We start from the raw sequence: 23,997 nt of genomic DNA on the forward strand, positions 1-23,997 counted from the left end.
ATATTTTTAAATTGGAAAAATTATCAAAAATCTTAATTATAATCTGTTTGATTGTCTTTAATCCTGTAATAGTAAACTCGGCCGAAATTCTTCAAATTAAAAGTTCAGATACTATTTTGGTGGGGGATCAAAATAGAAATTTAACTATCGGATTATTTTGCGTAGATGTAAATCAAAATGATGAGAGTCAAGCAACTAATCTACTTAAGAGTGAATTCCCAAGGGGGAGCAAAGTGAAAATAAAGCCTTTTGGTTTCAAAGAGAATGTTTTGATTGCCAAAGTTTTTAATATTAAAGGTACTAAGGAGATGACGGAATTATTAGTCGCTAATAACTTAAGTAGTGAAATTTGTCCAAGTTAATTATCTTTATGAGCAAATAAGATTCCATTGTCTTGAGATTGTTTTGCTCCTTCTCCAAGAATAAAATTCATTATTGAATTTGTATGTACATAAATTTGAGATGTCTATATTTGTATGAGGTATTTTCTCATTTAAAAGTTGTCTATAGGCAAATCTTTTTAGATCAAGTTGATTTAAGTTTTGCTCTCTGAATTGATTTGAATCATTAAAACAAAAATCTTTTTTAGTTTTAGTCAATTTGATAGTTATGTTTTTGTTTTCGGCCTTTCTATAAAATTCTTTGAGGGTAATTTTATCAACTAGATAATTTTCCTTGGAAATGGCTGGTCCTATTGCAACAAGTAAGTCATCTCTAGATGTCCCAAAAGTATCGAAAATTTTTACCAGATTTTTTATTATTTTTTTTTCTAAACCTTTTCTTCCACAATGTAAGTTTGCTACATTTCTTGTCCTTTTATCTGCAAAAAATATTGGCATACAATCAGCAGTATAAACCCATAAGTTTTGACTGCATTTATTGCCAACAAGACCATCTGCATCAGTCTTAGTTCCTTTTTGCGAATGAGATCCAAACACTATCACATTACTGTGAATTTGATTGGAAACACAATTTATAGAATTTTCATTAAAGTGATTCCCTAATAATTGAAGAAATTTCTCAGAGCAAGACTTCGTGAAGTATGCATGTTTGAAATTATTTTGACTAAGAATGGGTGATGAATAATACTCAAATTTTTTGTTTTGAATATAAATTTCATCTTTTGAGAAATATATTTCTTTGTAAGGAATAGTTCTTTCTCCTAAACTGAATTTATGTAATTAATTCAATATCTCTTAAGATCCAGAATCCTGCAAATTTTTCGATATATGGTGTTGACTGTATGGAAATAAATTGATAACCAAAAGAATTTTTTTTATTCTTTAAAAACTTTGTATTCAAAATGTTTGCATCTTTTTCTGGTAAATCAGTTACCAGCCACTTATCGTCTTCTGAAGCTTCAAGTATGAGTTGGTTCTTATTAATGACTAATTTAATAGGTTCTAAACAACTGAACCATGCAGAAAGTGCTAAAGATCTATCTTTGCTAAAAAGTCTTAATCCTGGAACTAAGTAATTATCATCTAAATCTTGCTGAATTGGGAAAATATCTCCAAATTCTATAGGCCAATTTTCTGCTGATTTTAATTCGCCAATTGATATTTCAGAGATAGTTAAAGCATCACCCCTTACTGCTTCTGGTAGAGGTTGAGGAGCGTTTTCCGTTTTAGAAGAAAAAGTAGGGGCTAATACACCTCTTACATAACCTTTTTCCTTTGGATAAATCTCTCTCTCGAGAAATTCGATTCTATCTAATAAATCGTAAGTTCTCCTACTTACAATAGCCTCAATACTAAGGGCCTCAAGAGATTTTTTAATGATCGATTTCATTGAAGACCTCCAGAATCGTACTATTGAAGGTTTCTCCCACCCTTGTTTTTTTGCTTCACTTATTGCTTCATTAAGTGCTTTTGTAAGCCATACTGAGTTAACTTCATTGGCAGGGCATTTTTTATTCCAAAGAAAAATATCTTCTGTCTTATAACTTCTTGTAGAGCAAATAATTAACTCCCACCTTTTTTTCCCGCTTGCTTCAATAATTGGTCTTGAGTAAAAGTCTAATTCCCAATCTGAAATTTTTAATTTAAGACTTGACTCTATTTTTTTGTTGATGTTCATTTATCTTGTTCTTTTTTATTAAAGAGTGCTTTAGTTTTTAATGCTCTCTCTGTAGCTTCTTGCATAACTTTTTGCTTATCAATAATTAATTCTCCCGCAGAGTTTTCCAGGAGTGCTGTATTGAGACCAATGCGCCCTTTTTCGAGGTCAATTTCAGATATCAAAGCTTTTATAATTTCCCCTTCTCTAAAAACTTCTCGTAAAGAACGAATCGATCCATTTGTTAATGAGGATTGATGAAGAAGTCCACTGGCTCCCCCTAAATCAATAAAAAAGCCATATGGTTTTACAGCTAAAACTTCTCCTTCAATTAATTGACCTAATTCTAGACTTGTAAGTTTAGACACTAATGAAGCTTTCTTCTCAGAGAGAACTAATTTTCTGGATTCTGGATTAACCTCAAGAAACGCCACTTTTAGATTTTTGCCAACAAAAGATTGATAATCTTGACCATCTTCAAGTTGGGATCTGGGGATAAATCCTCTTAATCCATCTACATCGCAAGTAAGCCCACCTCTGTTAAATCCATTAATTAAAACGTTAATTAAATCTCCATTTTTTGCGGAACTTGATACTTTCTCCCAACTTTGCCTGAGAATTAATGCCCGAGCACTCACTGTTACCATTCCATCAGCATTTTGTTCTTTGATAACCAAAACTTTCATTTCAAGTCCTATAGAAAACTTTTCTTTAAAGTTAGTTATGACACCCAAACCACATTCTTTTTTGGGCATATAACCAGGTGCCTTTCCACCAATGTCAACATATAATCCATCACTTTCGATTGCTATAACCTTACCTGAAATTGTTTCTCCAGTAGCCCCAATTGGCTCATTTGCATTTAAAGCCTCTAAAAAAGCACTTTCATCAAAATCGAATTCATCAACTGTTCTTTCTAATTGAAAATCTGCATTTTGCTCAGAAAAATTAAGCGGTCTATTTAAGTCTTGTTGCGTTAAATCTTGTTGAGAAATATCAAAATCCTTAGTCTTTTCATTACTGTCCTCAATTTCTTTTACAGAATTATCTTTGATGATTTGAGGTTTGATTGCAATATTTTTTTTTATATCTTTTTGCGAATTGTTTTGCTCATTATTTATTTCTTGAGAATCTTTCTTGCTTATGTGAAGTACCTGAATAGGTTTTTTATTGCCCTTTGGTTGGATATTATCTTGGGCATTTTTATTACTTGCTCCCATCGTAGGTAAAATAAGAATAATTAATTATTAACATACTCTAAATGTTAGTACTCAAAATTAAAATTAATGAACTTTAAACCAATATCTAATAAATTTGAATATTTAAATTGGCAAGAAATAGAGAGTATTGCAAAAGAAAAAAGATCAACAGTGATTTGGCCATTTGGTGCTGTTGAGCAACATGGACCTCATTTGCCTCTTGCTACAGATAGTATTTTTGTTGATGACATCGTAAGCGAAGTTTTTAAATTATTACCTGACGGTATTCCATTAAAAAAACTTCCAACTCAATATATTGGGTTTTCGCCAGAACATAAAGGTTTTGCTGGGACAATTTCACTTTCCTCAAATTTAATAACCTCAATGATCAAGGAAGTCGGAGGTCAATTATCTGAAATGGGTTTTAAAAGATTGATATTAATAAATGGACATGGAGGTCAAATCTCACTACTAAATACAGCGGCAAGAGAGCTAAGAAGTTTCTCACCAGGGATTGCAGTTTTTCCTTGTTTTCTATGGAGTGGTGTTAATGGATTAAGTGAATTGTTAACAAAAACTGAGATCGAGGATGGGCTTCATGCCTCTTTAGCTGAAACAAGTTTGATGCTCGCTTTGAAACCAGAATTAGTAGGTGATGAACGCCCAAATGAGGGCATTAAAGGACAAATCCCAGAAGGCTGGAGTCTAGAGGGGAATGCGCCTACTGCTTGGTTTACTGACGACTTCAGTAAATCAGGTGTTATTGGAGATAGTAGAGGAGCAAATGAGTCTTTAGGAAAAAATTTAAAGGAATTATTGATTAATCATTGGTACAAATTGATTATGAATCTGATGCAATCAGATTGGCCAAACAATTATTAAATAAGTTTAAGTAAAAAATGTGACTTAACAATTGAAACTATTTTCATGATATTTAAATAAACTCTCTATAATCGTGTAATATTCATGCATAATGAACTAAAGATTACTGACATGCAAACTCTAGAATCAAATAAAAACACGACTTCCGAAGAATCTGCTGATTCTATTTCTTTAAACTTACCTGACTTCACAACTGATTCTTACAAAGATGCATATAGCAGAATAAATGCAATTGTTATAGAGGGAGAGCAAGAGGCTCATGATAATTACATTTCAATAGCAACTTTAATACCAAATGAGTTAGAGGAATTAACTAAATTGGCAAGAATGGAAATGAAGCATAAAAAAGGCTTTACTGCATGTGGAAGAAATTTAGGTGTAGTAGCTGATATGGAATTTGCTAAAAAATTCTTTTCTAAATTGCATGGTAATTTTCAAGTCGCTCTTGAAAAAGGAAATTTAACAACATGTCTTTTAATACAAGCCATCTTAATTGAAGCATTTGCTATCTCCGCATATCATGTCTACATACGAGTTGCAGATCCTTTTGCAAAAAAAATAACAGAGGGTGTGGTTAAAGATGAATATCTCCATTTAAATTACGGTCAAGAGTGGCTCAAAGAGAATTTATCTACTTGTAAAGCAGAATTAATGGAAGCTAACAAGGTTAACCTTCCCTTGATCAAAAAGATGTTAGATGAAGTAGCAGAAGACGCTTCAGTTTTAGCTATGGATAAAGAAGAATTAATGGAAGAATTTATGATCGCTTATCAAGATACCCTTATGGAAATAGGTCTTGATAATAGAGAAATTGCCAGAATGGCGATGGCAGCAATTGTTTGATTTTATTTCTACTTAATTAAGCATTTTAATAATTAATCATTCCTATTTAAGTACTTACCTCTGTGCTATTGTTCATAACATTGTATAGAAAACATTAATAAATTTTAAATGTTTGGGTTAATAGGCCACTCAACCAGTTTTGAAGATGCAAAAAGAAAAGCTTCGATGCTAGGCTTTGATCATATTGCTGATGGAGACTTGGATGTTTGGTGTACAGCTCCTCCTCAGTTGGTTGAAAATGTAGAAGTTAAGAGTGCTACTGGAATATCTATTGAAGGTTCTTATATAGATTCGTGCTTTGTCCCTGAAATGCTTTCTAGGTTTAAAACGGCAAGAAGAAAAGTATTAAATGCTATGGAACTAGCTCAGAAAAAAGGAATTAATATTACAGCTTTAGGGGGATTTACTTCTATTATTTTTGAGAATTTTAATCTTCTTCAGCATAAACAAATCAGAAATACTTCATTAGAATGGGAAAGATTTACTACTGGCAATACTCATACCGCCTGGGTAATTTGTAGACAACTGGAAATAAATGCACCTCGCATTGGGATAGACCTTAAAAAAGCAACTGTTGCTGTAATTGGTGCTACAGGGGACATAGGAAGTGCTGTTTGTAGATGGCTTATAAATAAAACCGGCATTTCTGAACTTCTTATGGTCGCAAGACAACAAGAACCACTAGCTTTATTACAAAAAGAATTAGATGGTGGCACCATAACAACTTTAGATGAGGCATTACCTCAAGCGGATATTGTTGTATGGGTTGCAAGTATGCCCAAAACTATTGAGATTGATACTAATAACTTAAAAAAACCATGTTTAATGATTGATGGTGGATACCCCAAAAATCTTGATGAGAAATTTCAGGGCGAAAATATTCATGTTTTAAAAGGGGGTATAGTAGAGTTTTTCAACGATATTGGTTGGAATATGATGGAACTTGCAGAAATGCAAAACCCACAGAGAGAGATGTTTGCTTGCTTTGCAGAAGCTATGATTTTAGAATTTGAGAAGTGTCATACCAACTTTAGTTGGGGAAGAAATAACATTTCTCTTGAAAAGATGGAATTTATTGGAGCAGCTTCTTTAAAACATGGCTTTTCTGCGATTGGACTTGATAAGTACCCTAAAGTATTAACTGTCTAAATTATGGCTAAACGCTACCTCCTTGACTTTGAAAAGCCTCTTGTTGAACTTGAGAAGCAGATAGAGCAAATTAAAGAATTAGCTCGAGACTCAGAGGTAGATGTTAGTCAACAGCTTTTGCAGCTTGAAACCTTAGCTGCTAGGAGAAGAGAAGAAATATTTAAATCCCTCACCCCTGCTCAAAAGATACAGGTAGCTAGACATCCTCAAAGACCAAGTACTTTGGACTTTGTTCAAATGTTTTGTGATGACTGGATCGAATTACATGGAGATAGAAATGGTGGCGATGATATGGCCCTAATTGGGGGGATAGGTTCGATAAATAATAGGCCAGTGTTGATGTTAGGGCATCAGAAAGGAAGGGACACAAAAGAAAATGTAGTAAGAAACTTTGGGATGGCGAAACCAGGAGGTTACAGAAAAGCTCTTAGATTAATGCAGCATGCAAATAGATTCTCTTTGCCAATTCTTACATTTATTGATACTCCTGGAGCTTATGCTGGTTTAAAAGCTGAAGAACAGGGTCAAGGGGAAGCGATTGCAAGAAACCTTAGAGAGATGTTTGGATTGAAAGTCCCAATTGTGGCTACTGTCATTGGAGAAGGAGGTTCAGGAGGTGCACTTGGAATAGGTGTTGCCGATAGGTTACTAATGTTTGAACATAGTGTTTATACAGTTGCTAGTCCGGAAGCATGTGCATCAATTTTGTGGAGAGATGCTGCGAAGGCACCAGAGGCTGCATCAGCACTTAAAATTACAGGAAAGGATTTACTTAAATTGGGGATAATTGATGAGGTATTACCTGAACCTTCTGGGGGCAATAACTGGGCTCCTTTAGATGCTGGCAATACATTAAAAGAGGCTATTGAAAAACACCTTAACGCGTTACTGCAAATGCCTGAAGAAGAATTAATTGAGGAAAGATACAAAAAATTTAGGGTTTTAGGAAAATTTATCGAAGCAAATAATATTGAAGAGATTTATAGTGAAATCCCCCAAAAAACTGAATAAATTGAAACTAGCTTTTATAACAGGTGCTACTAAAGGTATTGGCAGATCTACTGCAATTACTTTTGCTAATGCTGGCTGGGATCTAATTTTACTCTCCAGGAATATGGATTTAATGGAGAAACTTAAGAGAGAACTGTTGACTACCAAATCAAAAATTAACCTTGTTAAATGCGATTTATCTAATCCTTTAGAGATAGAGCATTGTGTTAAAGAAGCAATTGAGAAGTATGGGTGCCCCTCAGTTGTGATAAATAATGCCGGTTGCGCATTTAATGGACCCTTAGTTGAAATGGACTTGGGCCAATGGGACCAAATTTTGCAAATAAACCTCACAAGTGTTTTCCAAATTTGTAGCTCAATTGTTCCTCAAATGAGAAAAAATGGTGGATTAGTAATTAACGTTAGCAGCCATGCTTCTTATAATGCTTTCCCCCAATGGGGAGCATATTGCATTTCAAAGTCTGCACTAGCAATGTTTACTAAATGTTTGAGGGAAGAAGAAAGATCTAATTCAATCAGAGCCTGCACGATAACTTTAGGTTCAGTTGATACTCCCCTTTGGGATTCAGAATCTATTAATGCTGATTTTGATAGAAATTCTATGCTCTCCTCAAGTGAAGTATCAGAAACTATTCTTTATATGGCTCAAAAACCTGAATCACAACTGATTGAAGATTTAACTTTGATGCCTTCTAGAGGGGCTTTTTAATTTTTTAAATTTATTCAGGAGTGAATTTTCAAGCTTTTCTTCTCTCTAATGAACATTAGTATGTGATATAGTGTATAGGCAAAATAGCACTTGAAAATATAAAGTAATTAAGTTTGCAGATTATTTCTCTGATAACAATTCTATGACTTCTACATTACCCAACGATAATATTAAGAAGACTTTTGGTGATCAAATTAGTAATAAACTCATCTCTGAAATAATAAGAGATAGAATAAAGTTAAATAAGAAAAGATTTCATGCTAATGATAATATTTCTGATTTTATAAATCCAGGTGAACTAGAAATTCTTCAAAGAGAGGTAGCGGAGAAAGTAAAAGATTTACTTAAATCACTAGTTATTGATATTGATAACGACCATAACTCCCAGGAGACTGCTCAGAGGGTTGCAAAAATGTATTTGCAAGAAGTATTTAAAGGAAGATATCACAAAAGACCAAATGTTACCGATTTTCCTAATGCAAAGAAATTAGATGAAATATATACTCTTGGGCCCATAAGTGTTCGTTCAGCTTGCTCTCATCATATGGTCCCAATCATTGGTGATTGCTGGATTGGAATTAAGCCTGGAAACAAGGTAATAGGAATCTCTAAGTTTGCAAGAGTAGCTGATTGGGTCTTTTCTAGGCCTCATATACAGGAGGAGGCTGTAATGATTCTTGCAGATGAAATAGAGAAATTATGCGAACCAAAAGGTCTTGCAATTTTAGTTAAAGCTAAGCACTATTGTATGTGCTGGAGAGGGGTTAAAGAGCCTAATACCAGTATGATAAATTCCATAGTAAGAGGAGATTTCAGACATGATACTAGCCTCAAACAGGAATTCTTTGAATTAGTTAAACAGCAGCCTAATGGATTGTCTTGTTATTGAAGCTTATTGAACGTAAATTCCTTTAGTAAGTAGCTTTTAATTTTTGATTTTATATATAAGATCTTTTGTTGCGTCAAGATTTTTTTTACCAGGATAAATTTCAATACTACTGGAAATATCTAAACCATCAGGTCTTATATCACTTAAAATTTCATCAATCCATTTAATTGATATCCCACCTGCTAACCACCAAGGTTTGCTAAATTGTAAATTCTTTAGATAAGTAGATTTGATTTTTTTCCCTGAGCCTCCATAAGTTTTTTCATTCCAAGAATCAAGTAGTATCGCATCAACAAAATCCTCATAAGGTTTAATTTTATCTATATCCTTTTCCGTTTTTATCCTGAAAGCCTTCCATAGGCCAATATTGGGAATTTTTTCCCTTATTTTTTTGCAGTAATCAATATCTTCATCTCCATGTAATTGAATGATAGTTTCACTTGGGTTTCCTAAGAAATTTTTAATAATTAAGTCTATTGGACAATTTTGTACAACTGATACCCTCTCGATTTTTGGATAAAAATTTTCCAGGGTTTTAAATATTTTTTTCTTAATTTCAGCTGATACATACCTTGGAGACTCTTCAACCGAAATAATGCCAATAGCATTTGCTCCTAATTTAGCGACTTGAAGAGCTTGTTCTTCAGAAGTTAGGCCACAAATTTTAACTAAAGGATTAGCCTTGGGCATATCATTATCCTGCATGTAAGATTAATATTATTGCTCAATATAGCGGAGATTATTTTTGAGAAGTTGGCAAATTTTTAAAATATGGGGAATTCCCTTTAAAGTTCATCCTTATTGGTTTGTTATTCTCTTTTTATTCTCATGGAGCATAAGTAATCAGGTCAATTTATCTTCTGGCGATATCTTCAATAATAAAGAAGCTTGGATTATAGGGTTTTTAACTTCTTTTTTCTTATTATCTTCAATTATTTTTCATGAGGTTTTTCATACTTTTGTTTCACTTAATCAGGGTGTAAAAATAAAAAAAATTACCTTTTATTTTTTAGGAGCAATTTTACAAATAGATAAATATTGTCAAACTGCTTTAGGTAATATAAAAATTGCAATTGTTAGACCTCTTTTATGTTTCGCTACAGCATCTATCCTGCTTTTAATTAGTAATAACAGTCCATCTCAAGAACAAATAGCAGTTAATGTAATTTCAAGAGTAGGTGTATTTAATTTATTCTTGGGCTTCTTAAATTTGATTCCAATTGGTTCTTTAGATGGGGGGAATTTATTAAAAAGTATTATTTGGCATTTTTCAGGTAGTAAAAATAAAGGGAGAAATTTTCTAAATAAAGTAAATTTATCTTTATCTTTTTTAGTTCTAATATTTGGGATAATTTGTTTATTTAGATTTAACTTTTATTATGGTTTTATTCTTTCTTTTTTAGGATTGTTCGGAGTTAATTCTTCAAAATCTGAAAGTCAATTTTTTAAAATTGAAAATATACTTAAATTTAGCAAAGTTTCTGAGATTAAATTAAAGCCGTTGAGGAAAATTGAATATGATTCAAATTTCTCAGAATTTAATAAATTAATAAAAAATAAAAAAGATACCCTAGATAAATATTTTTTTGTTACTAATAATGGTAGATGGACTGGTTTTGTTGATGAAGATATTTTAAAAACTGTTTCTTTAAAAAAATGGGAAAGAAACTTTGTTGGAGACTTTAAGAAACCAATGGATAGTTTTATAAGTGTATCTTGTAACGATAAATTATGGAAAACTATAGAGAGACTAGAAGCAACAAGCGAAGGTTTTTTATTGGTTCTTAATGCTGCAGAAATACCTTTGGGGATAATAGATAGGTCAAAAATTGGAAACTTTGTATTGAATAAATTAGGGTTTAATTTGCCTTCAGAGATTGCTAACAAATTAAACTTTAAAAATCATTATCCCTTAGGAATTGAATTGCCAAGAATAATTAATTCAATGAAGCAGAGAGGAGACCTTTAAATATTAGTTTTATAAAAATTTTCTAATATTTTTATTATCTATCTCAACATTTTTGAAATTTATATTTGAATTATTATTTAGGAATGAATTTCTTAAATGTTGAACTATTTCATCATTTGTTAGACCTAAATTTACTTTTGGTGGAGCTTCTTCTTTAAATAATTTGTACCACAAATCTTTTGAAGGATTTGTTTGAATCTCTCCATGTTGAAGGAATGCACCTTTTTTACGAAATTGGGCACTTCCTATTCTCTTAAACCCATCTTGATCGACTAAATCAGAAACTAACGAAGTCCCAAAACAATTTGTTTTAATAAGTGATTTTCGTAAATTACCATATCCTAACTTTAGACCTAATTTCCCAAAACTTTTAATTAACCAATTATTAACCATCTGATAACTTAAGACTTTATAGTATGTTTTTTTAAATGTTAATGCATATGTTATGCCTCCTGAATGCAAAACAGCTCCGCCTCCAGAGGGACGCCTAACAATATTAATTTCCCCATTTGATAATAAATCTTCCCAATGAATAGGAATTTCCTTTTGGTGATAACCAATTGAAAGCCAATCCCCAGTCCAATAGTAGAATCTTAATGTGAGAATTATTTCAGGATTCGAAATTGTCTGATCTAAAGAATTTAAGTCCAAAGCCATTTGATCAAATCCAGGTAAATTATTTGTCGAAAAGATTAAAGCCTGATTTTCTATTCCCAAAATTAACTTTGTAGATTTATTTATGATAATTTTCAATAATTTATTTCTTTAAATTTGTTAATTACGTAACATCATTTTGTAATAGTGTTTCAAATCTCCTCTTTTCGGTGGAGAATATAGAAAATAATTTTTTTACCATGGAGCCAACACAAACAATAAATCTTATTGCATTAAGCCTCATAGTAGTTATGCATGCAGGAGTTCTAGCACTAAGACTAGGGATTAGTTTAGGTAGGAATTAAAATCTATTAGAAAATTTAAATTTATAAGGTAATAATATAATTAGACTGAATTGATTGATTCAGTAAAAATATCAATTGCTAAATTTGTCAAATTCTTCTTCTAAAAATGCTAATTTTTACAAAAAACATCTTGGATCCGTATTTGTAAAAAGACAACAAAAACAGGATGATTTTGTATCTTTGATTTTTTTAATTATAAAAATATGCTTTTCCCTTTTAGCAATAATAAGTCTTTTCAAACTTGGTTATAGCTCCAAAGTAAGGTTGTCTAGATTAAGGGAAATTCAAGACTCATTTTCATACGAAAAATATAGATTTAATATTTTAACAAATAAGTTTGATGATTTATTTTCTTCTGAAGGCGAGCAAAGATTTATGAAGGATCAGGATCAAATAATTTCTAGAGACATTATCAGAGTAATATGGCGTTGACGAGGATGATCCAGAATCATTCTACTTTCATTTTTCTATTAACTTTTTGCTAGTGAGTAAGAACATTAAGGGTTTAGTCCTAATAACAGGCACAACTTCAGGAGTTGGATTAAATACTCTAAAACCTCTATTAAGATTTGGATGGGAAGTTATAGCTGTTAATCGATCAAATAAAAGAGCTATAAAAATAGCTGAGGAATTCTTGACAAAAGAGGAACTTATAAATGTTCACTTTATAGAAATAGATCTTTCTAACTTGGATGATGTTAGAAAAGGGTGCGATGAAATATTACAACGATTTAAAAAACCAATAAATTCTCTTATTTGTAATGCAGCAGTTTATAAACCGAGACTAAAGAGACCTGAAAGGTCTGCTCAGGGGTTTGAAAACTCCATGGCAGTAAATCATTTTGGACATTTTCTGATGATAAACCTTCTTCTAGAAAATATTATATCTTCTGAAAGAGATATTATTTTAAATGGAAAATCTACTGTATTCAAGCCAAGAATTACAGTATTAGGCACTGTTACGGCTAATTATTCAGAACTTGGAGGAAGGATTCCTATACCTGCCCCAGCTGATTTGGGAGATTTATCTGGATTCAAAAAAGGTTTTTTATCTCCAATAAGTATGGCAAATGGAAAGAAATTTAAACCTGGCAAGGCTTATAAAGATAGTAAGCTTTGCAATATGGTGACCGTTCAAGAATTATCGAAAAGATATCCTGCAGAGAAAATTATTGTTAATTCTCTATATCCTGGATGTGTTGCTGATACAAAACTTTTTAGAGATACACCTTGGTTATTTAGATTCCTTTTCCCTATATTTCAAAAATTCATAACAAAAGGATATGTTTCACAAAGATTGGCAGGAGAAAGGGTCGCTCAAGTTGCCACTTATAAAGAATTTGCTAAACCATCAGTCCATTGGAGCTGGGGAAATCGTCAAAAAACTGGTAGAAGAGCTTTTTCTCAAAAGTTGTCAAAAAGAATAATTAATGCGAATATCTCTGAACAAACTTATGATTTAACAAGCCAATTGGTTGGATTAGATTAGTTTAGACTAATCAAATCCTAATAAATCAAAAATTTCTCTATCTTTAAGTGGATTGCCCTCCAAAGGTTCCACGTTTTCAAGCATATTTTTGGCAAGAGATAAATATTCATTTTGAACTTCAATAACATCTTCAGTTGGTTCCATTTCAAAAATGGTGCATTTTTTTAGTCTCGATCTTCTGATGGCGTCGACATCTCTAAAATGTGCCATAGTTTTTAAACCTGTTCTTTCATTGAATTTATCAATTTGGTCGGTATCTTTTGATCTATTTGCGACTACCCCACCTAATCTGACTTTATAATTTTTTGCTTTTGCTTTGATTGCAGAGACTATTCTATTCATAGCGAATATTGAATCGAAGTCATTAGCAGTAACAATCAGACAGTAATTTGCATGTTGCAATGGAGCTGCAAATCCCCCGCAAACGACGTCTCCAAGGACATCAAAAATAACAACGTCAGTATCTTCTAATAAGTGATGTTCTTTTAAAAGTTTAACTGTCTGGCCGGTTACATATCCCCCGCACCCTGTCCCAGCAGGAGGACCTCCGCTTTCAACGCACATTACGCCATTAAAACCTTCAAACATGAAATCGGTTGGCCTCAATTCTTCGCTATGAAAATCTACCTCTTCGAGAATATCGATAACGGTAGGAACCATTTTGTGGGTCAAAGTGAAAGTGCTATCGTGTTTTGGATCACATCCAATTTGAAGAACCTTTTTACCTAATTTCGAGAATGCCGCAGAAAGGTTTGATGACGTAGTTGATTTTCCAATGCCCCCCTTCCCATACACAGCAATAACTAAAGCCCCTTCTTCAATATTTATTTTCGGATCTTGCTTTACTTGAACACTTCCTTCCCCATCAAGAGGTTTATTTATTGTAGTTGTCATTTAAAGCTTAAAACACATTATTATTTATATTCTTGCAGCGTAAATACACATGAAATATGTTTCTAAAGAAATATGTATTTATTTGTATTAAAAGTGGAAAATATGTTCTTATAACTGAATTTTAAGTATTAAATATGTTTAATTATAAGTGAAAATACTCATGGCTTAATTGTAGTTTATTAGTAAAGATTAACTGAAATATGCTTTAGCATCATATAGAGTCTCATCGCTTATCTCTGGAATTCCTCTCAAGATTGCGTATTTTTCAGTATTTGTTTTAACTTTACCTCTTACAAAAAATGGAACTTTTGTTAATTCAGCTTTACCAGATTCAGTCCAGATAATTCCTTCTTTAATATTGTGTTCTTTTTTTTCATATGACTTTGAAAAGTCTTCTGTGCTTGTTGCAGTATGCCCTAAATGGCTTTGATGGCCATCAACGAACTCAAAGTCATGTTTAAACATATCAATAAGATGCTCTTCTAAGCCCATCATTAGGGGATGTACCCAGTCATCAAAAATTACATTTGCTCCTTCCCATCCCATTTGAGGGCTGTATCTTGCAGGAACATCTTGAACATGCATTGGAGTACTAATTACTGAGCATGGAATACCGAGTCTTTTTGCACTATGCCTCTCCATTTGAGTCCCTAAGACTAGTTCAGGGGAGGCTTTTTTCATGGCATCTTCTACTTCTAGATAATTGTTGGTTATCAGTGCTTCTACATTAAGATCTTTTGCAGTGGCTCTTACTTGCCTCGCCATCTCCCTACTGTATGTGCCAAGACCTACTACTTCAAAACCTAATTCCTCTTTGGCAATTTTTGCAGCCGCGATTGCATGTGTTCCATCTCCAAAAATAAAAACCCTTTTGCCAGTTAAATAATTAGAGTCAACTGATTTTGAGTACCAAGGAAGTTTTGACTTATGTTCTAATTCTTCTTTATTAGTCAAAGGGAGATCCAACTTATTATGAACTTCATTGATAAATTCAATTGTATTTTTTATTCCAATTGGAATAGTACTTGTATATTCCATTCCAAAGTTTCGTTTAAGCCATTCACATGATGCTTCAGCAATTTCTTGATAAAGACAAATATTTATTTCAGCATCAATTAATCTTTCAATATCTTCTGGACTAGAACCCAATGGAGCAACAACGTTTGTATCTATTCCTTGTTCTGAGAGTATTCGTTGGATTTCAATAACATCATCCCTGCATCTAAATCCTAGTAATGAAGGCCCCAGTATATTGACTTTTGGTCTACGACCTAATTCCTTCCACCTTAGAGGACTTATTTTTTCTGAGGAACTTACTTTCTCTTTTAAAAGAGTTCTTGTTAATTGATAAAAAGTTTCTGAAGCCCCCCAATTTTCTTTCTTACTATAAGCAGGTAATTCAAGATTAACAATTGGCATATCAAACCCCATTCCTTTTGCAAGAGCTCCAGGTTGGTCTTGGATAAGCTCTGCTGTACAACTCTCTCCAACTAAAAGAGTTTTTGGTTTAAATCGTTCTACAGCTTCCTTAATATTTTTCTTTACTAATTCAGCAGTATCGCCTCCGAGGTCTCTAGCCTGGAAAGTTGTATAAGTCACTGGAGGCCTTTGCCCCCTCCTCTCAATCATTGTAAAAAGAAGATCTGCATATGTATCTCCTTGAGGTGCATGAAGTACATAATGTATATCTTTCATTGAAGAAGCAATTCTCATTGCACCAACATGTGGTGGTCCTTCATATGTCCAAAGAGTTAATTCCATATTCTTTTAATGTGTTACTAAAGTTTTTGAAGTTAGTATTTGATTCCTTCTTAAAGGTTTAGAGAAGAGACCTGCCAAATCTGCGGCTTGATCAATACCATGAATTGGACTAAATACCATTTCTATCGACCATTTAGTACTAATTCCTTCTGCCTCAAGTGGGTTAGCCAAACCCATCCCACAAACTACTAAGTCTGGATTAGATTCCCTTACTCGATCTAATTGTTTTTCTACATGTTGTCCTTCGACAATTTTTGTATTATCAGGTAATAAATTAATCTCCTCTTTGATTAAATCCTTATTTAGGTAAGGAGTCCCTACTTCTATAAGATCCATTTCGCATTCATTATGCAAAAATCTTGCTAAAGATATTTCCAATTGAGATTCAGGAAGAAGAAATAATCTTTTCCCCTTAAGTATTTCCTTATGAGATTTAAGAGCAAGTTTTGCTCTATTGATTAAAGGAGAAATAATTTCATGAACTTTAAGTTCACTAATTTTGAAAGCTTTGGCAGCAGCTAAAAACCATTTAGTACTTCCTTCGATACCTAGAGGAAATGGAGCCGAAATTATTTCGCAACCGCGATGTTTAAGATCTCGAACCGTATCACTTAAATAAGGCTGAGTTAGTAAAACTTTTGTGTTTTTGCCAATCTTTGGTAATTCTGTGGATTGCCTTGGTGGAAAGCTCTCAACATTTGAAATTCCTAAATTTCTAAAAATCTTTTTAAACCTATCCTCTACATTATTTGCAAGAGTCCCTGCTAATAATAATTTCTCCTCATTTGATGATTCCATTAATGGAATTAAAGCTTTTAAAGCGCTATCCTCTCCTTGGGTAAAAGTTGTTTCTATCCCACTGCCAGAGTAATTAACGAATCTTACTTTACCTAAAAATCTTTTATTTAATTTTTCTGCGACAGTGGCAAGATCTAGTTTGATTACTTCACTCGGACAAGATCCAACTAGAAAAAGAGTTTTTATTTCTGGTCTTCTTGTAATAAGATCATTAACTACTCTATCTAATTCTTCATGAGCGTCAGCAAGACCAGCAAGATCTTTTTCTTCAAGGATAGCCGTCCCAAATCTTGGCTCAGCAAAAATCATGACTCCAGCAGCGCTTTGAATTAAATGAGCACATGTCCTTGAGCCTACTACCAGAAAAAATGCATCCGGCATTCTTCTATGAAGCCAGACTATTGAAGTTAAACCACAAAAAACTTCCCTTGGCCCAGTTTCCTTATTAAATTCAACTTTACTCATTAAAAATTTAGAAAGAGCTTATTATTCAAGCTTGCATAAACTTTTTAATTAAAGAAAGTAATTAATAAGTTCTCTTACAAAATGCACACATTTAAAATACTTATATGAATGTTTAAATACTTAAATGAGATTTATGAAAATAATTTTCAGGGCGCATTTTAATTTCTGTAGAAGGAATTTACTTGACTTATTTTTGATATCTTCCACACATTTCTAGCTATTTTCGTTGCTAATAATCCTGCTCTTTCTAACTTAGATTTCCCTGGCTTTGCGCCAATTAAAGCTGTCACTTCTGAAGTGGTTAAAGGTGCTCCAGTATTTATAGCTAATTGCGTTAACTCTAATCTATCTCTAAGGTTCTTAAGATTTACCTTCTCAATTTTATCTTCTTCTAACCAACTAAAAGATGGGTCTTTCTGAGATAGTTTTTGCATCAAGCTTAGACTAACTAATCCAAGAGTTTGATCAGGAGTTAATTCTTTTTCAAGACTAGAAACATTTGGTTCTTTTTTTTGAGAAGTTCCCATAAAAATGCATATCTTTTACTTGAAGTTATCGTTTTGTGGAAAGCATGCAAGTAAATTTAATAGAAAAAATGAACCATTATCCGTTATAGTCTCCTGAATGGAACCAACTTCTAGCTTAAATAGAGGGAAACGAAAGAATAAAAGTTCTCTCATAACAGGCTCTGAGATTCAATCTCAGAGTGGTGGGGCTAGTTTTATTACAACAGATTCAGAGAAATCTTTAGTCTCAAGACAGGCAAGTCAAGTTGGCCAAATTGAATTAAGAACCTATGTTTTCTTGGATTCATTGCAGCCCCAATTAGCAGCTTATATGGGAACTGTTAGTAGAGGTTTTCTTCCCATACCAGGAGATTCATGTTTATGGATGGAAGTTTCTCCAGGAATGGCAATTCATAGAGTTACAGATATTGCTCTAAAGGCGAGCAATGTAAGGCTAGGCCAAATGATCGTTGAAAGAGAATTTGGTTCATTTGCCCTCTACCATAAAGATCAAAGCACTGTTTTACATTCAGGAGATGTAGTTTTAGATGCAATTGGGAGCGAGATTAATCAAAGAACACAACCATCTACAAGTTGGACTGAAATTATTCGCGCTATAACCCCTGATCATTCAGTCTTAATAAATAGACAAAATAGAAGCGGTTCTATGATTCAGGCTGGTATGAGTATGTTTATTCTCGAAACTGAACCTGCTGGGTATGTTTTAAAAGCAGCTAATGAAGCCGAAAAAGCATCTAATATAACCGTTGTTGATGTTAAAGCGGTTGGAGCTTTTGGTAGATTAACTCTCGCTGGGAAAGAAGGAGATGTAGAAGAAGCCGCAGCAGCGTCAATTAATGCTATTGAACAAATATCAAATTACTGATTTAAATTATTAATCTAATCCAATTTCTTTTTTTAAAAAAGGTGACATAATTTTTGCAGCTTTACCTCTACTTCCTAATTTATTTAATTGTGATTGTGAGAGTTCACCGTAAACGCAATTAGCTTCTTTAACCCAAAAAATAGATTCGAATCCCCCATTTGGGTATTTAGGATTTTTAAGAATTTCTCCCCAGCATATTCCTGTTGTATCTTTAACTAAGTTTCCTGAGGGATCGCACAAAACCATACAACTTATAAATCTTGCACTCCTATAAGGACTATCAGAGAGCTCATTAATTAATTTTTTAATTTTCTCATCATTATTTTCAGCATATCGAGCAGAATAAATTCCTGGTCGACCATCTAAAACATCTACTTCAAGACCCGAATCATCAGCCAATGCCCAAGTTTTTGTCTCTAGAGAGGCTGCCTTGGCTTTAAGTAGTGCATTCTCAAAATATGTTCCCCCTGTTTCTTCGACATTTAGAAATTCTGGTTGCTTCTCAACCTTTAAAGACAAAACATCCAGCATTTCTGAAATTTCAGATACCTTTATTTGATTGCCACTCGCAATAGTTAGAACTGGAAGGTTCAAAATAACGAAAAATTATTAATTAAGAATATTATCTTACTTTAAAGCTTGATACAGAGACAGGAAAGGTTGAACATTCCACACCTGTGTAGACAGGGCCTGTCTCGTACGGAAATAACATAATGTAAATTTTTTCTTAACACAACAGTATGTTTTGATGCACTAACCAATTTGCATAAGTATTGACATATCAATAGTACCAAGGGTGATAAGTTAAACTTATGAATGATAGAAAAAACATTAATGGAGATTTTGTAGAAAACGCTTGACTTATAAGTACCTAATGAAGCATTCTTCGAAATGAACATTCCACATTTAGTATTTAGTAGACAATGGCTACAGAAACAATGGGTATCGCACTCGGCATGATCGAGACACGCGGACTTGTACCTGCAATCGAAGCAGCAGACGCAATGACAAAGGCAGCAGAAGTTCGCCTTATTGGTCGTGAATTCGTTGGCGGCGGTTATGTCACAGTATTAGTTAGAGGCGAAACAGGTGCAGTAAACGCAGCTGTAAGAGCTGGTGCTGATGCTTGTGAAAGAGTTGGTGACGGTTTAGTTGCAGCTCACATTATTGCTCGTCCTCATAGAGAAGTTGAACCTGCTCTAGGTAACGGTGAATTTCTTGGTCAAAAGGACTAATTAAGTAAAGCAAGATTTATAAATTTTGCACAATAATTATTTTCCCTACACAGACCTAAATTTATCCTTATGAGTAAGAAGTATGATGCAGGGGTAAAGGAGTACAGAGATACCTACTGGACTCCAGAATATGTACCCCTAGACACCGATTTACTAGCCTGTTTCAAATGTACTGGTCAGGAAGGTGTTCCAAAAGAAGAAGTCGCAGCAGCTGTTGCCGCAGAATCTTCAACAGGTACTTGGTCAACAGTTTGGTCCGAGTTACTTACAGACTTAGAATTTTATAAAGGACGTTGTTATCGAATAGAAGACGTTCCTGGAGATCCTGAAGCTTTTTATGCTTTTATTGCATATCCTTTAGATCTTTTTGAAGAAGGCTCAATTACAAACGTATTAACATCATTAGTAGGAAACGTTTTTGGATTTAAAGCTCTAAGACATTTACGTCTAGAAGATATAAGATTCCCAATTGCTTTCATTAAAACTTGCGGTGGTCCACCAAACGGAATTGTAGTTGAAAGAGATCGACTTAACAAATACGGAAGACCTCTACTTGGTTGTACCATCAAACCTAAATTAGGATTATCTGGTAAAAACTATGGTCGAGTTGTATATGAATGTCTTAGAGGCGGTCTTGATTTAACTAAGGATGATGAGAATATTAATTCTCAACCATTCCAACGTTGGAGAGAAAGATTTGAGTTTGTTGCAGAAGCAGTTAAACTTGCTCAGCGAGAAACTGGAGAAGTTAAAGGTCACTACCTTAATTGTACTGCTAACACTCCTGAAGAACTTTATGAAAGAGCTGAATTTGCAAAAGAGCTAGATATGCCAATCATCATGCATGATTATATAACTGGTGGTTTTACTGCAAATACTGGATTAGCTAATTGGTGTCGTAAAAATGGCATGCTTCTGCATATTCACAGAGCTATGCATGCTGTTATTGATAGACATCCAAAACATGGTATTCACTTCAGAGTTCTTGCAAAATGTTTGAGACTATCCGGCGGAGACCAATTACATACTGGAACCGTTGTTGGAAAACTAGAAGGTGATCGTCAAACAACTCTTGGTTATATTGACAACTTAAGAGAGTCATTTGTTCCTGAAGATAGATCAAGAGGTAACTTCTTTGATCAAGATTGGGGTTCAATGCCTGGAGTATTCGCAGTCGCATCAGGTGGTATCCATGTTTGGCATATGCCGGCACTTTTAGCGATCTTTGGGGATGATTCCTGTCTTCAATTCGGTGGAGGAACACATGGTCATCCATGGGGTTCAGCTGCTGGAGCTGCAGCTAACAGAGTTGCTTTAGAAGCTTGTGTAAAAGCCCGTAATGCTGGTCGCGAAATCGAAAAAGAGAGTAGAGACATTCTTATGGAAGCTGCTAAGCATAGTCCTGAATTAGCTATTGCTCTTGAAACTTGGAAGGAAATTAAATTCGAGTTTGACACTGTCGACAAGCTTGATGTTCAGGGTTAACTCAAGTTTCGAAATTGAGGAGATTTATTCTCCTCAAACTTCTTAAAATCTCGTTTTTACGAGTAATTACATTCACATTTTGATTAATTATGCCTTTCCAGAGCACAGTAAGCGACTATCAAACAGTTGCAACCCTGGAAACATTCGGTTTTTTACCACCGATGACCCAGGAAGAAATATATGACCAAATTGCCTACATAATTGCTCAAGGTTGGAGTCCAGTTATTGAGCATGTTCATCCAACTGGATGTATGCAAACTTATTGGTCTTATTGGAAGCTCCCATTCTTTGGGGAAAAAGATCTTAACTTGATCGTAAGCGAATTAGAGGCATGCCATAGAGCATACCCTGATCATCATGTAAGAATCATCGGATACGATGCTTACACTCAAAGTCAAGGAACAGCTTTTGTAGTTTTCCAAGGACGTTAAAGCTACTTATCGTAGTAAATAACTTTCTCCATAAGAATTTAATTTTTTGGAGAAAGTCTTTTTAAAAAGTTTCACAATTGAAAGTTATCCCAATGAAAACTAGTAGAGAAATTGCATTAGATAGAAGAAAAGCCATGAGTGATAGTGGAAAAAAAGCTGTTGCCAATTCTTCTACTACCAAAGACAGGGTTCGCACCTCTGATGATATTCAAATTTCTGGGATAAAATCTTCAATTGATACAAATAGTACAAACACTTCGAAAAAACATATTCCAACAGTAAAAGTGAATAAAAAATCCTTTTCTAAAAATTTATCCAGCAAAGAACTTGTAATTGAAAGAAGGAAAGCAATGTCAACTCATGGTAAATCAGCCATAAGTTCATCTGACAGAACTCGTACAGAAGCTAATAAAAAGATCCAAGTAAATGAAATTAAAATAAATTCAGATAAAAATCCTGACTTATCAAATTCTGGTAATTCCGAGAATAAAGTTCCCAATACCAAAATTAAAAGAAGGGTAGCTCAAAAAAGAAAACCTATCACCAATACAAGCAGAGATATTGTTTTGGCAAGAAGAGAAGCACAATCTAAACATGGCAAATCAGCTTCTAAACAAAATAATAGTGCAGCATCTTTGGCTAGAAGAGGAGATCCAGATTTATCAAGCAGAGAAATATCTCAAAGAGTAAGAGAATTAAGAAGTAAAACTGGAGCAACCTCAAAAAAAGGAAATGGTAAATGTAGACCATGTGGTCCAAATAAAAATGGATCAAAAATGAATATTGCTGATGCAAGTTGGAAAGTTGGTAAAAGTGAAACTAATTCTGGGCAAACAGTAACTGGAACACAGGCTAATAGATCGTTAAAAACTACTGGTAATGAAGCTAGTACATGTAGAAGCGTCACAGGCACACAATATTTGGGATCCGAAGTACTTAATCAATTTTGCCAAAATCAACCTGAATATAAACAGCCAACTAGATCCTCAGTAACTTCAACATCAGCTGGAAATAAAGTCACAGGTAATGAGGTTGGAAGATCTGAGAAGGTTACTGGCGATGAACCTGGAACTTGCAAAAATGTAACTGGTACTGAATATAGTTCTGCAAATCAGTCAAAAGAATATTGTGGGGAAGTTCCCAAAAATCCTTCAAAGGTTAAACATAGTAGTACAGCTGAGGGATTAAAAGTATCTGGGTCTTTACCTGGGAGATCTGCACTTGTAACTGGAGATGAGTCAGGATCTGGTCATCAATTAACAGGCGATCAATATCTTGGTTCAGAAACTAATCCTAAAGGGAGATCTCATGAAAAAGTTGGGAAATACAATACATTAAACGGCAATGCATTAACTGGTACAGGAGTAGGTAGGTCTGAGTACGTTACTGGTAATGAACCAGGAAGCTGTAAAAATGTCACTGGCGATGAATATATTGGTTCCCAACAATACGAGTCATTCTGTAAATCCAAACCAAAAGCTGAGGCAATGAAGGTTGGAGTTAGTCTCTCAAATAACGCTAATGAGATTAGTGGCACCTTAACTGGAAGATCTGAGAAAGTTACTGGCGATGAACCTGGAACTTGCAAAAATGTAACTGGGACACCATATGCTGGATTAGATCAAGTTGAGGAAAATTGTAATTCTGAATTAATAACTGAATTAAAAGATAAAGGAAAGATATATTTAGGAGGTAGCTCAAATGCACGTCTTACTGGTATACAACCGGGTATCGGAGGAAGTATGACTGGAGCAGGCAAAGGTGCGTGTCTAAATCCAACAGGCACCCCTTATGTTGGAGGAGATCAGTTAGGCAATAATTGTTCCAATCATTCATCTGAAAAAAATTACGCCAATAGTGAAAGAAAAAATTCAAGCTCATGGGAAGAATTTTCTGTAAATTCTCCCTCAAGAGATAAATATTCTGATAAAAAAAGAGATGGTGTAACAGGCAATGAGTATGAAAATGGCTCAAAGATTACAGGCCCATTCGATATGGCTAACGACACAGTAACAGGGACAGAACAATTTAGGTTTGATAAAAACAAAAATTCCCGGCTTACCCCAAAAAAAGATTTAAAGGAATTTGATTCTTCAAAAGAGAGAGCACAATCCAGAATTACTGGCGAGGGTCAATCTGCTGGGTTGAAGATAACAGGGGATGATTGGGCAAGAGGAAACAGGGTAACAGGTACTGAAGGAGCTTCAGCAAGAAAAAGAAATCCTACAAGACCAGGCATGACGAGTGCAATGCCAGTGATGGATATAAAAAGGAATGATGAAATGAAAGAGCCAGATTTCTTGATAACTGGATCAAGTGGTAATACTCGTGAAGGACAACTTGTTACCTTTTCAGGTGGTGCAAGAGGTTAAGTAAATA

At 33.9% G+C, this 23,997-nt stretch carries 26 protein-coding genes; 16 read left to right on the forward strand and 10 right to left on the reverse strand.

Going from position 1 to position 23,997, the window contains the following annotated elements; genetic code table 11:
- Positions 1-11 precede the first annotated feature (11 nt).
- Positions 12-362: a hypothetical protein gene (locus tag EU95_RS02895; RefSeq protein WP_032522513.1), complete on the forward strand. Its 351-nt coding sequence runs from the start codon at positions 12-14 to the stop codon at positions 360-362.
- A 6-nt stretch (positions 363-368) separates the two neighbouring features.
- Here the strand turns inward: EU95_RS02895 and pgeF are convergent, their stop codons facing one another.
- Genes pgeF through EU95_RS02880 form a run of 3 tightly spaced genes read right to left on the reverse strand, consistent with a single transcriptional unit; the run spans position 369 to position 3,278 of the window.
- The gene (gene pgeF, locus EU95_RS09465; protein WP_342665523.1) at positions 369-1,151 is read right to left on the reverse strand and encodes a peptidoglycan editing factor PgeF; all 783 of its coding nucleotides are present in this window, start codon (positions 1,149-1,151) and stop codon (positions 369-371) included.
- A 22-nt stretch (positions 1,152-1,173) separates the two neighbouring features.
- Positions 1,174-2,079 (reverse strand): Tab2 family RNA-binding protein, encoded by a 906-nt coding sequence (locus EU95_RS02885; RefSeq protein WP_032522514.1) that lies wholly within the window; start codon positions 2,077-2,079, stop codon positions 1,174-1,176.
- Positions 2,076-3,278 carry a S1 RNA-binding domain-containing protein gene (locus tag EU95_RS02880; protein ID WP_032522515.1) on the reverse strand — a complete coding sequence of 401 codons (1,203 nt, stop codon included), beginning with the start codon at positions 3,276-3,278 and terminating at the stop codon, positions 2,076-2,078. The genes EU95_RS02885 and EU95_RS02880 overlap by 4 nt, the downstream gene beginning before the upstream one ends.
- 66 nt (positions 3,279-3,344) lie before the next feature.
- Here EU95_RS02880 and EU95_RS02875 point away from each other — a divergent pair, with 66 nt between their 5' ends.
- The 6 genes from EU95_RS02875 (at position 3,345) to folE (ending at position 8,740) form a co-directional block, all read left to right on the forward strand.
- Positions 3,345-4,139: a creatininase family protein gene (locus EU95_RS02875; protein ID WP_032522516.1), complete on the forward strand. Its 795-nt coding sequence runs from the start codon at positions 3,345-3,347 to the stop codon at positions 4,137-4,139.
- Positions 4,140-4,250: 111 nt separating this feature from the next.
- Positions 4,251-4,982: an aldehyde oxygenase (deformylating) gene (locus tag EU95_RS02870; RefSeq protein WP_032522571.1), complete on the forward strand. Its 732-nt coding sequence runs from the start codon at positions 4,251-4,253 to the stop codon at positions 4,980-4,982.
- Between the two features lie 108 nt (positions 4,983-5,090).
- On the forward strand, positions 5,091-6,131 hold the full coding sequence (locus EU95_RS02865) for a long-chain acyl-[acyl-carrier-protein] reductase (protein ID WP_032522517.1): 1,041 nt from the start codon (positions 5,091-5,093) through the stop codon (positions 6,129-6,131).
- A 3-nt stretch (positions 6,132-6,134) separates the two neighbouring features.
- The gene (locus EU95_RS02860; RefSeq protein ID WP_032522518.1) at positions 6,135-7,142 is read left to right on the forward strand and encodes an acetyl-CoA carboxylase carboxyltransferase subunit alpha; all 1,008 of its coding nucleotides are present in this window, start codon (positions 6,135-6,137) and stop codon (positions 7,140-7,142) included.
- Positions 7,117-7,851 (forward strand): SDR family oxidoreductase, encoded by a 735-nt coding sequence (locus EU95_RS02855; protein ID WP_032522519.1) that lies wholly within the window; start codon positions 7,117-7,119, stop codon positions 7,849-7,851. Before EU95_RS02860 ends, EU95_RS02855 begins: the two co-directional genes overlap by 26 nt.
- Positions 7,852-7,993: 142 nt before the next feature.
- Positions 7,994-8,740, forward strand: coding sequence for a GTP cyclohydrolase I (gene folE / locus EU95_RS02850; protein ID WP_032522520.1), 747 nt, complete (start codon positions 7,994-7,996; stop codon positions 8,738-8,740).
- 36 nt (positions 8,741-8,776) lie between these two features.
- Here the strand turns inward: folE and EU95_RS02845 are convergent, their stop codons facing one another.
- The gene (locus tag EU95_RS02845) at positions 8,777-9,430 is read right to left on the reverse strand and encodes a phosphoribosylanthranilate isomerase (RefSeq protein ID WP_032522572.1); all 654 of its coding nucleotides are present in this window, start codon (positions 9,428-9,430) and stop codon (positions 8,777-8,779) included.
- Between the two features lie 55 nt (positions 9,431-9,485).
- Between EU95_RS02845 and EU95_RS02840 the strand changes: the two genes are divergently transcribed.
- A complete protein-coding gene (locus EU95_RS02840) occupies positions 9,486-10,709 on the forward strand; it encodes a site-2 protease family protein (RefSeq protein WP_032522521.1) in 1,224 nt (407 codons plus the stop codon).
- A gap of 9 nt (positions 10,710-10,718) precedes the next feature.
- Here the strand turns inward: EU95_RS02840 and EU95_RS02835 are convergent, their stop codons facing one another.
- Complete coding sequence (locus EU95_RS02835; RefSeq protein WP_032522522.1) at positions 10,719-11,462, reverse strand: lipoyl protein ligase domain-containing protein; 744 nt, start codon at positions 11,460-11,462, stop codon at positions 10,719-10,721.
- 101 nt (positions 11,463-11,563) lie between these two features.
- Here EU95_RS02835 and psaM point away from each other — a divergent pair, with 101 nt between their 5' ends.
- The 3 genes from psaM to EU95_RS02820 all read left to right on the forward strand — a co-directional run bounded on the left by psaM (position 11,564) and on the right by EU95_RS02820 (position 13,157).
- Positions 11,564-11,668 carry a photosystem I reaction center subunit XII gene (gene psaM, locus EU95_RS02830; protein WP_025887817.1) on the forward strand — a complete coding sequence of 35 codons (105 nt, stop codon included), beginning with the start codon at positions 11,564-11,566 and terminating at the stop codon, positions 11,666-11,668.
- An 84-nt stretch (positions 11,669-11,752) separates the two neighbouring features.
- Complete coding sequence (locus EU95_RS02825) at positions 11,753-12,100, forward strand: hypothetical protein (protein WP_032522523.1); 348 nt, start codon at positions 11,753-11,755, stop codon at positions 12,098-12,100.
- Positions 12,101-12,152: 52 nt separating this feature from the next.
- A complete protein-coding gene (locus EU95_RS02820; protein WP_032522573.1) occupies positions 12,153-13,157 on the forward strand; it encodes an SDR family NAD(P)-dependent oxidoreductase in 1,005 nt (334 codons plus the stop codon).
- Positions 13,158-13,163: 6 nt separating this feature from the next.
- On the opposite strand, the gene bchL is transcribed toward EU95_RS02820, so the two are convergent.
- The 4 genes from bchL to EU95_RS02800 all read right to left on the reverse strand — a co-directional run bounded on the left by bchL (position 13,164) and on the right by EU95_RS02800 (position 17,602).
- Positions 13,164-14,051: a ferredoxin:protochlorophyllide reductase (ATP-dependent) iron-sulfur ATP-binding protein gene (gene bchL / locus EU95_RS02815; RefSeq protein WP_032522524.1), complete on the reverse strand. Its 888-nt coding sequence runs from the start codon at positions 14,049-14,051 to the stop codon at positions 13,164-13,166.
- Between the two features lie 189 nt (positions 14,052-14,240).
- The gene (locus EU95_RS02810) at positions 14,241-15,812 is read right to left on the reverse strand and encodes a ferredoxin:protochlorophyllide reductase (ATP-dependent) subunit B (protein WP_032522525.1); all 1,572 of its coding nucleotides are present in this window, start codon (positions 15,810-15,812) and stop codon (positions 14,241-14,243) included.
- 6 nt (positions 15,813-15,818) lie between these two features.
- On the reverse strand, positions 15,819-17,075 hold the full coding sequence (locus EU95_RS02805; protein ID WP_032522526.1) for a ferredoxin:protochlorophyllide reductase (ATP-dependent) subunit N: 1,257 nt from the start codon (positions 17,073-17,075) through the stop codon (positions 15,819-15,821).
- Positions 17,076-17,233: 158 nt separating this feature from the next.
- Positions 17,234-17,602: a hypothetical protein gene (locus EU95_RS02800; protein WP_032522527.1), complete on the reverse strand. Its 369-nt coding sequence runs from the start codon at positions 17,600-17,602 to the stop codon at positions 17,234-17,236.
- A 97-nt stretch (positions 17,603-17,699) separates the two neighbouring features.
- Between EU95_RS02800 and EU95_RS0109075 the strand changes: the two genes are divergently transcribed.
- Positions 17,700-18,467: a microcompartment protein gene (locus EU95_RS0109075; RefSeq protein WP_032522528.1), complete on the forward strand. Its 768-nt coding sequence runs from the start codon at positions 17,700-17,702 to the stop codon at positions 18,465-18,467.
- A 9-nt stretch (positions 18,468-18,476) separates the two neighbouring features.
- Here the strand turns inward: EU95_RS0109075 and rdgB are convergent, their stop codons facing one another.
- Positions 18,477-19,061, reverse strand: coding sequence for an RdgB/HAM1 family non-canonical purine NTP pyrophosphatase (rdgB, locus tag EU95_RS02795; protein ID WP_032522529.1), 585 nt, complete (start codon positions 19,059-19,061; stop codon positions 18,477-18,479).
- Between the two features lie 329 nt (positions 19,062-19,390).
- Between rdgB and EU95_RS02790 the strand changes: the two genes are divergently transcribed.
- From EU95_RS02790 to EU95_RS02775, 4 genes are all read left to right on the forward strand, one after another.
- Positions 19,391-19,702, forward strand: a complete 312-nt coding sequence (locus tag EU95_RS02790; RefSeq protein ID WP_002807869.1) for a BMC domain-containing protein — start codon at positions 19,391-19,393, stop codon at positions 19,700-19,702.
- Positions 19,703-19,771: 69 nt separating this feature from the next.
- Positions 19,772-21,187 (forward strand): form I ribulose bisphosphate carboxylase large subunit, encoded by a 1,416-nt coding sequence (locus EU95_RS02785; RefSeq protein WP_025914366.1) that lies wholly within the window; start codon positions 19,772-19,774, stop codon positions 21,185-21,187.
- An 89-nt stretch (positions 21,188-21,276) separates the two neighbouring features.
- Entirely contained in the window at positions 21,277-21,618 is a 342-nt protein-coding gene (locus EU95_RS02780) for a ribulose bisphosphate carboxylase small subunit (protein ID WP_032522530.1), read from the forward strand.
- A gap of 86 nt (positions 21,619-21,704) precedes the next feature.
- Positions 21,705-23,990, forward strand: a complete 2,286-nt coding sequence (locus tag EU95_RS02775; protein WP_158462211.1) for a CsoS2 family carboxysome shell protein — start codon at positions 21,705-21,707, stop codon at positions 23,988-23,990.
- The last annotated feature ends 7 nt before the right edge of the window (positions 23,991-23,997 follow it).

It is taken from the genome of Prochlorococcus marinus str. MIT 9201 (assembly GCF_000759955.1).
Classification (GTDB): Bacteria; Cyanobacteriota; Cyanobacteriia; order PCC-6307; family Cyanobiaceae; genus Prochlorococcus_A; species Prochlorococcus_A marinus_G.